The following is a 13,570-nucleotide window of genomic DNA, read 5'->3' on the forward strand; positions in this document are numbered from 1 at the left end:
CATTTAAGCTATTTATTCATCTTAACTGTAACTTTTTACATTACATTATAAACGAGGAAATACCTCACATGTAAAGTTAAAAAACGCAGACAATAGGATAGTTGACGATTACAGAACAGGAGTGTTTACAAATATGAATAAAAACTATCAGGCTCTAATTGAACCATTTAACTTCAATAATGGCATACAGTTAAAAAACCGGATTGTGTTAGCACCGATGACGAACTTTGCATCACATCCTGATGGAACGGTATCTGATCGCGAATTAGAGTATTATATTCGCCGTTCAAAAGGTGCCGGAATGGTAATTACTGCGTGTACATATGTTACACCGAATGGAAAAGGGTTCCCTGGAGAGTTTGGTGCAGACCATGATGGTATGGTCCCAAGCCTTCGCCGGTTAGCGACAGCTCTAAAAGATCAGGGAACAAAAGCAATCCTGCAAGTTTTCCATGGCGGAAGAGCATGTCCTCCAGACTTGGTTCCGGATGGTGACATCGTCAGTGCCAGTCCAGTAGCAGCCGAAGGAAGCGGGCACACTCCCAGAGCTTTGGAGGATTCAGAAATCCAAGAAATTGTTAAAGCATTCGGGGAAACAACACGCCGTGCGATTGAAGCAGGATTTGACGGGGTGGAAATCCATGGAGCAAATGGATATCTGATTCAGCAGTTCTTTTCCCCGCATTCCAATCGCCGTGAGGACCAGTGGGGTGGAAGCCTGGAGAAACGTCTAACATTCCCGCTTGCGATAGTGGACGAAGTGAATAAAGTAGTATCTAAGCATGCAGATGATTCGTTCATCGTCGGATACCGCTTTTCTCCTGAAGAGGCCGAGACACCTGGCATCACGATGGATGACACATTGTTTCTTGTGGATAAACTTGCTGGGAAAAACCTTGACTATCTGCACGTTTCGCTGATGGACTTCTGGTCTGAACCTCGCCGCGGCGTCGAGAACACGAAAACACGAATTGATTATCTTCTCGAAACGATCAGCGGCCGTGTACCACTGATTGGAGTAGGAGGGATCCATACACCTGAAGAAGCGTTGAAGGCTTTGAATGCTGGTGTGCCATTGCTCGCACTTGGCCGTGAACTCATCATGGATCCAGATTGGGTGCAAAAAGTGGAAGAGGGAAGAGAAAGTGAGATTGCGACAACTCTTTCCAAATCCGATCAACAGGCTCTCGTCCTTCCCGACTACTTATGGAATGCGATCATCAATACTCCTGGTTGGTTCCCAGTCGAGGAATAAAATATCGGAGGTCTCATGATACGCTCATGAGACTTCTTTGTAATCAATCCCGAAAGCCGGTGGTTTGCAAGAACTCCCTGAACAACGTAAACCAAAGCTGTTTAATTGAAACCATTTAGTCAATATGGTCTAATATAAATGGAACTAATAAATTTTTTTATTGTCAATGTTGCTATAACAACTATTAAATAAACATCTTAAATAAGGAGGAAATAACGTGACTAATTTTAAAAGAAACGTGAAGGATCACTGGTATGTTAAATATGAAGAAGCGGCATTCCCTTCAATCCAAAAAGGCTGGGTACTGCCCGCAAACCGCCACCACGATTTCGATCCGTTCATCCTGATGGCGGAGGACTGGTTTAAGCGCGGGACTTTCTCCGATCATCCCCACAGAGGATTTCAGACAATAACATATGTCATTGATGGTCGGTTAGAGCACATCGATAATGGCGGCGGCAGAGATATCCTTGAGCCGGGAGATGTGCAATACATGAACGCTGGATGGGCAGCACGGCATGCAGAGGAAGGCGTCGATGATGATATCGCACATACACTTCAGCTTTGGTTGAATCTTCCGAAAGACCTGAAGAAATCAGAAACCTCTTATCAAAATGTTTATTCTGAGGATGCACCTGTCGTTCAGGTTGACGGAGGAACGGTAAAGGTTTATTCAGGTGATATTGCTGGAGTGAAAGGACCGATGGAATCTGTCGTACCGATTACATTGTCTGAGATTTCTCTTGAAAAAGGTGCAGACTATACGCTTCAACTTCCTGAAAATCATAACGCATTCATCTATGTCCTTTCCGGGGACCTGGATTTAGGTGATAACCAAGTGAATTTGACAAAACATGGAGTTGGGACTTTGACCTATGAAGAAAATGGAGAAGAAGGAAAGGCTAGTGACCTTGTCATCAAAGCGAACAGCCGCCGTTCCCGGATCCTCGTCTACTCCGGCAAGCCGATCAAAGAAGAAATTGTTCCATATGGCCCGTTTGTAATGAATACAATGGAAGAAATCCGTGAGGCCTTCCGTGATTACCAACTTGGCAAATTTGGTCCGGCTGCTGAATAGTTAACTCGATTTGCAGGCCGTTGACTCTTAGCATATAGGTTTTTATTGGACCGGTAACTCGTTTTTCGGGCCGTTGACTCTCTGTATTCAGGTTTTCACTGGGCCGGTAACCCGTTTTTCGGGCCGTTGACTCTCTGCATTCAGGTTTTCACTGGACCGATTACACCCTATTCGGGCCGTTGACTCTCTGCATATAGGTTTTCATTGGACCGGTAACTCGTTTTTCGGGCCGTTGACTCTCTGCATTCAGGTTTTCATTGGACCGATTACACCCTATTCGGGCCGTTGACTCTCTGCATTCAGGTTTTCACTGGGCCGTTGACTTCCTGCAAATAGCTTTTCATTGACTGGTAACTTCCTTAAATTGATGATAGCAGGCAATAAGCACACATATATAAGTAATGAAGTACAAAATTTTTCGGAGGTGACACCATATGGATATCATCGAAGCAATCAAAACACGGAGAAGTATGGGACTCGTAAAGGACGAGCCGGTTCCGCAGGACATTACCGAAAAAATCCTGGAGGCAGGGCACTGGGCTCCCAGCCATTTCCGGACAGAACCTTGGCGTTTCTTTGTCCTGACAGGAAACGGAAGGAAGCCCCTGGGGAGGGTGCTGGCCGACATTGCTAAAGAAAATATGGATGAACCTGATAACGAAACCAACCAGAAGAAACTTCAAAAGACGTTGGAAAAACCCTTCAGGGCCCCGCTCGTTATCACAGTAGCAGTTGAACCGACAGCGGATAATCCGAAAGTGATTGAGGTGGAAGAATACGGAGCGGCTTTTGCAGCTATTCAAAATATGCTGCTTGCAGCCCATGGTCTTGGATTGAGCGGTTACTGGAGAACTGGAAAGCCTGCGTATCATCCAAAAATGAAGGAGTTGTTCGGTTTATCTGAAAAAGGTGAAGTCTTGGGTTTTCTGTATTTTGGTTATCCAAAGAGGGATGCACCGCCAGGTAAAAGGAAGGACCTCCATGATGTCGTCAAGTGGCTTCATAATGAAAGTGATTTTGACAACCTAAAGTAACCTGAAAGGGAGTCCTGAAACCCTGTCCATGTTATAATATTTGGCAGGGTTTATTATTTTTTTAATAAGGAGGCAAGTCGTAATGGGAATTGTAGTGGTCGAAATTTGTGATGGAAGCTTGATCAACTCAATCAATCTTGAACAAATTTTAGAAGAGAAGTACCCGGAAGTGGCAGTCATTGAAAACACATGCCTTTCCTTTTGCGGCATGTGTGCAAAGAGACCGTATGCCATCGTGAACGGAAAACGGATTTTTGCCAAAACTGCTGAAGAGTGCCTTATAAAGATCGAAGCTCATATTGAACACGAGCTTGCAGTGTATGCTTAGGAAAGTACGGTGAGTGGTAAAGAATGAATCTTCTTCATATATATACGAATGCATTGCGTTTGCCCAAAAAGGAAGCACGCAAAAATTTAACTAAAACCGATTTAAAAGGGACGATGCTCTACCTGCTGTCACTGATCATCCTGTTGTTCATCCCAGTGCTGATCCAGTTGTTAGGGGCTGACGGCAGGGAGATTGACAGCATCTATCTCACCCAGGTACTAATAGTCGGCCCGCTTTTTTCCATATTCGGTATGCTGGCAGGACTTTCTGCGGTGACGATTTTGCTGGTTGGATTCGCAAAGCTCGCCAAACGGAAGCTTCAGTATCAATATCTTTGGAAAATGGCTGCTTTTTCACTCCCGATGCCCATCATCTTTGCGTATCTGGCAGATCTTATTTTTCAAAACGAATCGCTTACTGTCGCGATATTTGCGCTAGTATTCTCTTTCATCCATTATAAGTTGATCATGGCTTTTCCAAAACGAAAGCATATTTGATCACAAAGGGGAAGGGTATGTGTTAAGGTAATAGAGTGGTTTAAATTTACATTCCATGTAATTTGTAGGAGGGAAAGATATGAAACTAGTAGGACTTTCAGGTGCTCTTGCCGGTTCTAAAACAGCGATCGCCGTCAATCAAACGTTGGATATCGCTGGCCGGCTGGATGAAAACCTTGAAACAGAATTAATCGATCTTAAGGATTTCGACGTAGAAATGGTACGCGGCTTTCCTTTGGGAAAATATAATGAAGATACGCAGAAGGTCGTCAAAACCATCCTGTCTGCTGATATGCTGATCATCGGGACACCTGTCTATCAGGCTTCCATTTCAGGTGTGCTTAAAAACCTGTTTGACCACATTCCACAAGAAGGATTCAATGGAAAAGTGGTCGGTATGGTAACAACGGCAGGTTCAGAAAAACATTACCTTGTTCCTGAATATCATTTGAAGCCAATCATTTCATTCTTGAAAGGCACATTGCCGTCCAGAAACGTATTCGTCCACAACAGCTGCTTTGATGGACAGAATGTCATCATCAACGAAGATGTGCTGGACCGAATGGGTAAAATGGGCGATGAAATGATCAAACTTCAAAAAGGATTGTAAAAACTAATTACACCCCAATTGAATTCAGTAAAATATCCCTGCAAAACCAATTTTCATTATAGAATGAAAATACATATTATTATGGGGTGATCATACATGAAACCAGAGAAATCTTCCTATTATGATGGAAGCACGAAAAAGCCCGTTTTTTCTGGCAAGACCAAATACTTTGAGTGGGTAATCAAGCCTGACACAGTGAAAAGTTCTGCACCATTCCCTTATTATCCATATTATAAAAATTAATCAATACTCAAAAAACGAGTATAAAATCACATTGGTTTTATACTCGTTTTTTTGCCTTCTGATAATTGAAATATCATTCTTAGTGTAAACCGCAACGTTACACTGTACACTTTAGGGATATGGGATTATAATTAAGCAGAGGTGATTTTCATTGGGAAATCTTACAAAATAGGTGAACTCGCTAAGGAAAGCAATGTCTCAAAGCGGACAATCGACTATTATACAAAGTTAGGCTTGATAGATTGTTCACGTTCTCAAAATGGATACCGCCATTACGATGAACAAACGATTGATAAGCTGAAAATCATAGAACAATGTCAACAAGTGCATATGCCGCTTATAGAAATTAAGGAACGTCTTTCCATGAATCAGGATGAAGACATGGATATCCAGGTATTTGAGAAACAAGTCGATCGTGTAAAATATGAAATGGAACACCTGTCGACCGAATTGAATGAGATCATACAGATAGTAAATTCATTAAAGGATGATGATAAAAAGCAGGTCCTTAACCGGGTATCACCGCAGGCCATGGCTTTGATTCAATCTTTATTGGTATTTTCTGTTTGAAGTTATATAAACTATAAATATCATTTTATACTCTAGGGAGAGTGACTTTTTTTTGGACGATATACCACTGTATTCACTGATTTTATTAGGGGTTTTAATTTTGCTTTCTGCTTTTTTCTCTTCTGCAGAAACGGCATACTCAAGTGTCAATAAGATAAGGCTGAGAAACTTTGAAGGTGAAGGGGTTAAAGGGAGCAAGAAGGCTGTCTATATAGCAGAAAACTTTGACAACGCTTTGTCCACTATTCTGGTCGGAAATAATATCGTTAACATTGCCGCAGCCAGTATCTCAGCAAAGCTTGCCACGGATATTTTCGGAGGCAATACCGGCCTAGTCATCAGTACGATTGGGATGACCATCCTTGTATTAATTTTCGGAGAAATCCTGCCAAAGTCTTTAGCTAAAGAAAATGCCGAAAGTTATTCGTTGACCATTTCAGGTGTCCTCTACTTTTTGATTAAAGTTCTTACACCTGTTAACTTTCTTTTCATTAAGCTGAAAGAAGTAGTTTCAAAAGCTTTCTCGAAAAATGATGCGATGCCTTCTGTAACGGAAGAAGAGTTAAAGGTTATGCTGGATATCAGTGAAGAGGAAGGCGTAATCGATAAAGAAGAAAGAGACCTCATCGATAGGTCAATGGATTTTGATGACATCATGGTTTCGGAAGTCCTGACACCCCGAATTGATGTAAAAGCCGTAGAAGTCAGCCAGTCGGTTGATGAAATCAAGGAAGTGTTTTTCGAGGAGCGGTTCTCCCGAATACCTGTGTATGAAGACCATATTGATAATGTGATTGGGATTCTTTCAGAGAAGGAGTTCTTCACGCATTTATTAAAATATGGCGAGGTCAATGTCAGGGAATTGATACGGGAACCGATGTTTGTATTTGAATCTGCTAAGATCTCTTACCTATTATCCAAACTGCAAATGGATAAGGTGCATATGGCGATTGTCATGGATGAATTCGGCGGAACGACCGGCCTAATCACACTGGAAGATATTCTGGAAGAGATTGTCGGGGAAATCTGGGACGAACAGGATGAAAAGACCCACTCGATGACGAAAGTGGATGAAAATATTTATACTTTTGACTCTCAAATTCAATTGGATGAGTTCACAGACTTGCTCGATGTACCAGAGCCCGAAAGTTCTTATCACACGCTGGGTGGATGGGTCATCGAAAGTTTCGTCGATATCCCGAATGAAGGGGAAAGTTTCGATTACGAAAATTTAAAGATCACTGTAGAAGAAGTTGAGAATCGAAGGGTAAGGAAGATTAAAGTCGAAGTCCTTGAAAGTCTTGAAACAGAGTGACCACAATGAAAACTAAGGCTTGATTCTCAAGGCCCTTTAAGGCAGAAAAGGCAGAAGTTCACTATTGGTGTGAACTTCTGCCTTTTTGATTTGCTAATAACCCCGTTCAGCTGCTTTCCAGGGTACAACTTCCTTTTTTTCACCAACTCGAACCTCGCTAAAGCCTCGATCAGGGTGTGAGTTTCTCTTATTATCAAACTTGCACCTCGTTCAGCTGCTTTCCTAGGTGCAACTTCCTTTTTATCACCAACTCGAACCTCGCTAAATCCTCGATCAGGGTGTGAGTGTCTCTTATTATCAAACTTGCACCTCGTTCAGCTGCTTTCGAGGGTGCAACTTCCCTTTTATCACGAACTCGAACCTCGCTAAAGCCTCGATCAGGGTGTGAGTGTCTCTTATTATCAAACTTGCACCTCGTTCAGCTGCTTTCCTAGGTGCAACTTCCTTTTTTTCACCAACTCGAACCTCGCTAAAGCCTCAAACTGGGTGTGAGTTTCTCTTATTATCAATCTTGAACCTCGTTCAGCTGCTTTCCAAGGTGCAACTTCCTTTTTATCACCAACTCGCGCCGCGAACCGTGTTATTTACACTTCTCTAACAGTGCAAAGTCAGCCATTTATTCAGCAGCCACCGCGGCAGCTTTCACTAACCCTTCCTCAATAATGGTTTCTGCTTGGTCTGGGTACTGGTTATGGCCTTCAATGATTACACTTTTGATCTCTTTGACTCCCCAAAATGTCAGCATCGTTTTTACATAGTTAACGGACATTTCAGACGTCTGGGCTGGTCCTTCTGAATAGACTCCGCCACGCGCATTCAGCAATATCGCTTTTTTATCACCGAGCAATCCGACAGGGCCCTCTGGAGTGTAGCGGAACGTTTTACCGGCTTGAGCCAGGTAATCCAGGTACGTATGAAGGACTGCAGGAACAGAGAAGTTCCAAAGAGGGAAGGCGAATACCACTTTATCCGCTTCCAGGAATTGGTTTAAGTATTTCGTAACCGTTTCCGTTGTTTGTTTTTCAGCGCTTGTCAGTTCCATTCCTTTGGAAAGCTTGAACATGCCGTTGATCATGTCATTGTTATAGTAAGGCAGATTTTCATTGAACAGATCAAGCTCAGTGATTTCATCTTCAGGGTGCGCTTCTTTATAGCTGTCCAAGAATGTATGATAAAGTTTGACACTTACTGCCTGTTCGATTGGTCTGCAATTTGCTTTGATAAAAAGTACTTTTTCCATGTTGTATATAGCCTCCGTTGTTAGAAATTCATTTAAGTTGTTATAGCAACTATAGGGCAGAGAGAGAACCTACAATTCTCTTTGGACATTCACATTAATTTTTGTAAGGATTCTCTCAAATTCCTCAAGGTCTTGTTCGGAAATCCCTTCACAAACAATGTCATTGAACGCTTCTGCAATAGGGACTACTTTTTCGCCCAGATCTTTGCCTGTTTCAGTCAAATAAAGTTTGAGGGAGCGCCGGTCGTCCTGGCAGTTCGTCCTTTTGATGAACCCTTTTTTCTCAAGGCTTGAAGCCATGCGGGCCAGATTGGTTTTGTCCTTTCCGAGTCTCTCGGCTATTTGGTTCTGGGTCATTCCGTCTTTTTCCCAAAGAAGCATCATGACTAGGTTCTGCTCGGGAGCCAGGTTGTATTCCTCAAGACGGGACTTGATGTAGCTTGTAAGGTTTAAATCTGTCTTGTGAATTTTGATACTGATATAATCCTGAAATGTCAGCTTCATTTTACGCCTCCGGTATTTAGTTGCTATAACGACCATTTACTTGGACCAGTATAAAGATACGGGGAAGGAAAGTCAATTGATGTTGCTTCTGTTTAGCAAAGTTATTAAACATACTGTTGAAACTTTGCTAAGCCCATACATAATAGAGTCCTAATGTAGTCAATTGATCTATCGTCAGAGAGCTTGCTGGCTAAAGCAGGAAATCCCTATCTACATATAGAATTAACTGTAGCGATAGGGAGGACTGATTTTGAACCATTCAAAGATCGAACAAATAACAGGCTCCATTCATTCAATAATCGTTTTGGAAGACCAGGGATGCACTTCAGAGGTACGCAGAATCAACTCTGACAAGGGCACTTTTATTCTGAAAAGCTCTTTTAAAAAGAAATACCGTGAATGGCTGCAGGCGGAAGCACGTGTACTGCAAATGAATAATCAAGAGAATAATATCTCAATGCCGACATTCTATGGATTTTATGAGGAAGTAGACAGCAGTCATTTGATTATGTCTTTTGAAGAAGGACAGACTCTTAGATCTGCTCTGAGGAAGGCAGCATCCATTCAGGAAAAGAAATGGTTGGCCAAAAGTTTCGGCAGCTTCCTCAACCAGCTGCATGAGGGACATTTGACTGATGAGGCAATTCACACCTGGCTGGATGAGCAGCTGAGGAAATCAGCCATTTACTTAGCTGCCGGAGAGGCGGATGGAACCCTCGCACTCCTGCAAGAACTGAAGGAGAATAAGCCTGCGCCTGTCAAACAAACCCTCATACATGGGGATTGCACAACAGACAATGTCATTGTCACAGAAGGTGAAGTATCGATGTTTATAGATGTAGCAGGCATGACAAACGGAGACCCGAGGTATGATGAATCACTGGCGATAGGACGCTTCAAGGGTGACTCGGTGATCCTCGAAGCCTTTTATGAAGGGTATACAAGGTATCGGGTGTCTGAGGAAGAATACCGGTATTTTAATGAAGGGTTGTATGAGTTTTTTTAAGGGAAATCTGACTTAATCTGAATGAATGATATAATGAGAATGAACGTTCGGTGGGAGGGACAAATATGATAAAAAGTGAAGAGCAAGTACTTAGATTGATTAAAGAAGACGAGTGGATGTTGGATATCCTGAAAGCTGCCAAGTCTCTGCAATTACCTGATTGGTGGGTGTGTGCAGGTTTCGTCCGCTCAAAAATATGGGATACCTTGCATGGATTTCAAGAAAGAACCACTTTAGCTGATGTTGATGTTGTCTACTTTGACAAGCACCATACAGACGAATCCATAGAAAAGGAATTGGAAGAAAAGCTGAAGGCCCTACTGCCTGATGTTCCCTGGTCGGTGAAAAATCAAGCAAGGATGCATCTGGTCAATGGTGTTCCCCCATACAAGTCTTCCGTTGAAGCGATCTCTAAGTTTCCGGAAACCGTGACAGCCGTTGGTGTGAAGCTGGATGTTGATGATACACTCATTCTGACTGCGCCACATGGGATAGAAGACGTGTTGAATATGAAAGTAAAACCCGTGCCTTTTATACAAACATCCCCAGCTCTCATAAAAATCTATGAGGAGCGGATTCATCGGAAGGACTGGCAGGCAACCTGGACGAAGGTGAAAGTGTCCTCGCTGAAAACCTTGAATCCAGAAAATTAATGAGGTATAGCCCAATTAATCTTTTATACTATCCATATCTATTAGAAGGTTGTGAAATAGAATGGGATATATTAATAAAGAAGAGAAGCTGAAACGGCGACTTTCTTCCGTTCAATTAATTGTACTTTTTTACATACTAGCTGTATTCGTATCAACGATCCTTTTGAGCCTGCCATTTGCCCACAAAACATTTGAAGAATGGACACTGATAGATGCTTTATTCACCGCAGTCAGCGCTATCAGTGTAACGGGGCTTACAGTCGTTTCCACGGCAGATACCTTTAATGAAGCAGGTTACTTTATCCTGGCGTTCATCCTGCAGTTTGGCGGGATCGGCATTATGACGCTCGGGACGTTCATTTGGATCATCTTCGGGAAAAAAATCGGCCTGAAAGACCGCCGGCTTATCATGACTGACCAAAACCGGTCTACATTCGCAGGCTTGGTTCAACTGATGAAGCAGATCCTGATTATCATACTGGCAATTGAATTCGTAGGCGCTATCATACTGGGGATCTATTTTCTGCAGTTCTATCCGACATGGCAAGAAGCATTCATGCAGGGGTTCTTTGCTTCCGTCAGCGCTACTACGAATGCCGGCTTTGATATAACGGGCAATTCTCTCATACCATTTGCAAATGATTATTTTGTCCAGTTCATCAATATGGTGCTGCTTATACTCGGAGCGATTGGCTTTCCCGTATTAATAGAAGTGAAGGATTTCATTTCAAATAGAAATAGTACACCTTACCGTTTCACTCTCTTTACAAAGCTGACGACTTTCACCTTTTTCTTATTGATTCTTTTTGGTGCCATTTTTATTTTCATTATCGAATTTAACCATTTCTTTGCTGATAAGTCGTGGCATGAGGCATTGTTTTATTCATTATTTCAATCGATTTCCACCAGGAATGGCGGATTGGCCACGATGGATGTCAGCCAATTTTCTGACCCTACATTACTTTTGCTCTGCGGCCTGATGTTCATCGGAGCCTCTCCAAGCAGCGTAGGGGGAGGAATCCGGACAACTACATTTGCCATCATGGTGCTGAGCATCTTTTTTTACGCAAAGGGCAAAGACACGATTAAAGTCTTTGGCAGGGAAGTTGACCCGGAAGATATCCATCGGTCATTTATCGTTATCACTACAGCCGTGATGATCTGCAGCTCGGCCATAATATTAATGACCATTTTCGAGCCGTCTTTCAGTGTGATTGAAATTGTGTTCGAAGTGTCTTCGGCATTCGGGACCACTGGACTGTCGATGGGGATAACTGCAGAAATGCATACTGCTGGTAAAATCATCATCATTTCATTGATGTTTATCGGACGTATCGGAATCTTCTCTTTCTTGTTCCTTATAAGAGGGAACAAAGTCCAGGAGCCTTATCATTATCCTAAGGAGAAAGTGATCATCGGTTGATTATTCTCTTTATCCCGCTTCCCAAAAGCGTCTCGTGAATTGACACGGGGCGTTTTTATTTTGCCAGGCTTTACTATGTTGAAAAAAAAGGGCAGATTCCATAAGTGGACACTAGTTTGTATGGTAAAATCAGGTTATCCAGTAAAAATGTCAGGGGTTCTTTTATGAAATTTAAAATTTTAGCAGCAATTATTTTATCCATATTTGTTTCTGGCTGTACTTCCGGCAATCCGGAAACCATTGAAAGTATTGGAGGGGAGCCGTTTACCTCCTTAAGGTTTAAGGATGAAAAGGCAGATGTCTTGAATATAAGTGAACTGCCAATGACAGAAGCGGATAAGATTGAAGCTTTCTTGAATCTTGTTCAAAATGTTCAATTTGAAGAAGTTGGCATGAAGAAGTACAACGAATACTATTTTGGCATGAAAAACTCCGAAGAAGTAAAAGCAGTGACTGTTTTTGCTCTTACTTCTCCAATAGAAGAGGGTTCCTCGCCTGATACGGGCATGGACGGTGTCAACGTAACGATTTCAGATGATGGCAGAATTCTGGCTTCGTTCTTTGAAGACCATCTCGGCAAAAAGTTTTATCAATCAGTTGAAAAAGACAAGTCACTGTACAGCCAAGTGTTTTCTTATTATAGGGACAATATCGAAGTTAATGAGAGAGTGGATATCCTCGAAATGCTCGAGGAAGAAGATCAGTCCAGTAAAATAGAATGATGCAAGCAATAAATATAGCAGTCTATTTCAGAGAACGTAGAATCTGAAATAGACTGTTTTTTCTTTGTCCTAGTGCTGTGTTAAAGATTGAAATTGCTTTAATAGTTCACAATGAAACTCAAGTTTAAAAAAATACAGTTTCTTGGAAATAATGTTACGTTTACCCTTCAAAGGCATAAGATAATCTGAAAAACCTTTGAAAGGAATGAGTAACTTTGAATCCCTACAACCAAGCTTATCAAAATAGGAGCAGCCAGGGGATGGACCAGCAAGTCACCGAAGCAGTCCTTTCCGGCATAAAACGAAATGCTTCAGCCATTGACCTTTACAGCCGGTTGGCAAATGAAGCTCCAAATCCCAAACACAAACATTTTCTTGGATACGGACTGGAACAAAAGAAATGGAATATGAGGCAATTTACAGATGCCTTTATCTCCTTAACTGGAACTCAGCCCCATTTTCAATTAGAATATATTCCTTTTCATAACTATAGCGAAGGCTTAGAACATGCTTATCAGATGGAGTTACAGGGCTGCCAGGATTGCCAAAGGAATTCCAGCCTTTCTGATCACCCTGCGGTCCAAAACCTGTTCTTCCAGTCTTTTGAGGTCGATAGGGAAAATGCCCTTCGGTTACAGGCTTTAAGTGCAGAGAGGGCAGTGGAGTTAAAAGATTACGGGTCCAAGCCGTTCGTCTTCAATATTGATGAAGCGACAAAGCGTAATAATACTTACCGGACCGCCATATGGACAGGGGAACATCTGCAAGTGACTTTAATGAGCATCGATGTGGGAGACGATATCGGTTTGGAAGTTCATCCGACAACTGACCAATTTCTCCGCATTGAAGAAGGCCAGGGCTTTGTGCAAATGGGAGATACGGAAGATAATCTAACATTTGAAGCAGATGCCTATGACGACTATGCCATCATGATTCCAGCAGGCAAATGGCATAATGTAACAAACACAGGTGATAAACCACTGAAAATTTATGCTATATATGCCCCGCCAGAGCATCCATTTGGGACCGTCCATGAAACAAAGGCTGATGCGATGGCTGCAGAGTCCTGATACTCCCTCTTAAAACGTTCTG

At 42.3% G+C, this 13,570-nt stretch carries 16 protein-coding genes; 14 read left to right on the plus strand and 2 right to left on the minus strand.

Annotation, left to right across the window (positions count from 1 at the left end; genetic code table 11):
- Positions 1 to 133 precede the first annotated feature (133 nt).
- From M1E09_RS11330 to M1E09_RS11370, 9 genes are all read left to right on the plus strand, one after another.
- Positions 134 to 1,255: an NADH-dependent flavin oxidoreductase gene (locus tag M1E09_RS11330; protein ID WP_456270985.1), complete on the plus strand. Its 1,122-nt coding sequence runs from the start codon at positions 134 to 136 to the stop codon at positions 1,253 to 1,255.
- Positions 1,256 to 1,472: 217 nt separating this feature from the next.
- Entirely contained in the window at positions 1,473 to 2,333 is an 861-nt protein-coding gene (locus M1E09_RS11335) for a pirin family protein (RefSeq protein ID WP_456270986.1), read from the plus strand.
- Positions 2,334 to 2,767: 434 nt separating this feature from the next.
- Entirely contained in the window at positions 2,768 to 3,367 is a 600-nt protein-coding gene (locus M1E09_RS11340; protein WP_456270987.1) for a nitroreductase family protein, read from the plus strand.
- A gap of 82 nt (positions 3,368 to 3,449) precedes the next feature.
- Complete coding sequence (locus M1E09_RS11345; RefSeq protein WP_456270988.1) at positions 3,450 to 3,695, plus strand: DUF1450 domain-containing protein; 246 nt, start codon at positions 3,450 to 3,452, stop codon at positions 3,693 to 3,695.
- 23 nt (positions 3,696 to 3,718) lie between these two features.
- Complete coding sequence (locus tag M1E09_RS11350) at positions 3,719 to 4,192, plus strand: hypothetical protein (protein ID WP_456270989.1); 474 nt, start codon at positions 3,719 to 3,721, stop codon at positions 4,190 to 4,192.
- A gap of 79 nt (positions 4,193 to 4,271) precedes the next feature.
- On the plus strand, positions 4,272 to 4,802 hold the full coding sequence (locus M1E09_RS11355; RefSeq protein WP_456270990.1) for an NADPH-dependent FMN reductase: 531 nt from the start codon (positions 4,272 to 4,274) through the stop codon (positions 4,800 to 4,802).
- Between the two features lie 96 nt (positions 4,803 to 4,898).
- Positions 4,899 to 5,045 carry a hypothetical protein gene (locus M1E09_RS11360; protein WP_456270991.1) on the plus strand — a complete coding sequence of 49 codons (147 nt, stop codon included), beginning with the start codon at positions 4,899 to 4,901 and terminating at the stop codon, positions 5,043 to 5,045.
- A 141-nt stretch (positions 5,046 to 5,186) separates the two neighbouring features.
- Entirely contained in the window at positions 5,187 to 5,615 is a 429-nt protein-coding gene (locus M1E09_RS11365) for a MerR family transcriptional regulator (protein ID WP_456270992.1), read from the plus strand.
- Between the two features lie 52 nt (positions 5,616 to 5,667).
- Positions 5,668 to 6,930, plus strand: a complete 1,263-nt coding sequence (locus M1E09_RS11370; RefSeq protein WP_456270993.1) for a hemolysin family protein — start codon at positions 5,668 to 5,670, stop codon at positions 6,928 to 6,930.
- Between the two features lie 616 nt (positions 6,931 to 7,546).
- On the opposite strand, the gene M1E09_RS11375 is transcribed toward M1E09_RS11370, so the two are convergent.
- Both M1E09_RS11375 and M1E09_RS11380 read right to left on the minus strand, forming a co-directional pair.
- Positions 7,547 to 8,170 (minus strand): FMN-dependent NADH-azoreductase, encoded by a 624-nt coding sequence (locus M1E09_RS11375; RefSeq protein WP_456270994.1) that lies wholly within the window; start codon positions 8,168 to 8,170, stop codon positions 7,547 to 7,549.
- Positions 8,171 to 8,239: 69 nt separating this feature from the next.
- Entirely contained in the window at positions 8,240 to 8,674 is a 435-nt protein-coding gene (locus M1E09_RS11380; protein ID WP_456270995.1) for a MarR family winged helix-turn-helix transcriptional regulator, read from the minus strand.
- Positions 8,675 to 8,924: 250 nt separating this feature from the next.
- On the opposite strand from M1E09_RS11380, the gene M1E09_RS11385 reads away from it, so the two are divergent.
- From M1E09_RS11385 to M1E09_RS11405, 5 genes are all read left to right on the plus strand, one after another.
- Positions 8,925 to 9,680 carry an aminoglycoside phosphotransferase family protein gene (locus M1E09_RS11385; RefSeq protein ID WP_456270996.1) on the plus strand — a complete coding sequence of 252 codons (756 nt, stop codon included), beginning with the start codon at positions 8,925 to 8,927 and terminating at the stop codon, positions 9,678 to 9,680.
- A 65-nt stretch (positions 9,681 to 9,745) separates the two neighbouring features.
- Entirely contained in the window at positions 9,746 to 10,333 is a 588-nt protein-coding gene (locus M1E09_RS11390) for a nucleotidyltransferase family protein (protein ID WP_456270997.1), read from the plus strand.
- Positions 10,334 to 10,394: 61 nt separating this feature from the next.
- Positions 10,395 to 11,756 carry a TrkH family potassium uptake protein gene (locus M1E09_RS11395; protein ID WP_456270998.1) on the plus strand — a complete coding sequence of 454 codons (1,362 nt, stop codon included), beginning with the start codon at positions 10,395 to 10,397 and terminating at the stop codon, positions 11,754 to 11,756.
- A 164-nt stretch (positions 11,757 to 11,920) separates the two neighbouring features.
- Positions 11,921 to 12,478 (plus strand): hypothetical protein, encoded by a 558-nt coding sequence (locus tag M1E09_RS11400; RefSeq protein ID WP_456270999.1) that lies wholly within the window; start codon positions 11,921 to 11,923, stop codon positions 12,476 to 12,478.
- A gap of 260 nt (positions 12,479 to 12,738) precedes the next feature.
- Positions 12,739 to 13,548: a cupin domain-containing protein gene (locus M1E09_RS11405; protein WP_456271000.1), complete on the plus strand. Its 810-nt coding sequence runs from the start codon at positions 12,739 to 12,741 to the stop codon at positions 13,546 to 13,548.
- Positions 13,549 to 13,570 lie beyond the last annotated feature (22 nt).

Source organism: Bacillus sp. AK031 (assembly GCF_053903065.1).

Coding starts and splice junctions, on each gene's coding strand:
- M1E09_RS11355 (WP_456270990.1), top strand. CDS start 4,272: ATGAAACTAGTAGGACTTTCAGGTGCTCTTGCCGGTTCTAAAACAGCG.
- M1E09_RS11345 (WP_456270988.1), top strand. CDS start 3,450: ATGGGAATTGTAGTGGTCGAAATTTGTGATGGAAGCTTGATCAACTCA.
- M1E09_RS11340 (WP_456270987.1), top strand. CDS start 2,768: ATGGATATCATCGAAGCAATCAAAACACGGAGAAGTATGGGACTCGTA.
- M1E09_RS11350 (WP_456270989.1), top strand. CDS start 3,719: ATGAATCTTCTTCATATATATACGAATGCATTGCGTTTGCCCAAAAAG.
- M1E09_RS11405 (WP_456271000.1), top strand. CDS start 12,739: ATGGACCAGCAAGTCACCGAAGCAGTCCTTTCCGGCATAAAACGAAAT.
- M1E09_RS11390 (WP_456270997.1), top strand. CDS start 9,746: ATGATAAAAAGTGAAGAGCAAGTACTTAGATTGATTAAAGAAGACGAG.
- M1E09_RS11400 (WP_456270999.1), top strand. CDS start 11,921: ATGAAATTTAAAATTTTAGCAGCAATTATTTTATCCATATTTGTTTCT.
- M1E09_RS11375 (WP_456270994.1), bottom strand. CDS start 8,170: ATGGAAAAAGTACTTTTTATCAAAGCAAATTGCAGACCAATCGAACAG.
- M1E09_RS11330 (WP_456270985.1), top strand. CDS start 134: ATGAATAAAAACTATCAGGCTCTAATTGAACCATTTAACTTCAATAAT.
- M1E09_RS11380 (WP_456270995.1), bottom strand. CDS start 8,674: ATGAAGCTGACATTTCAGGATTATATCAGTATCAAAATTCACAAGACA.
- M1E09_RS11360 (WP_456270991.1), top strand. CDS start 4,899: ATGAAACCAGAGAAATCTTCCTATTATGATGGAAGCACGAAAAAGCCC.
- M1E09_RS11395 (WP_456270998.1), top strand. CDS start 10,395: ATGGGATATATTAATAAAGAAGAGAAGCTGAAACGGCGACTTTCTTCC.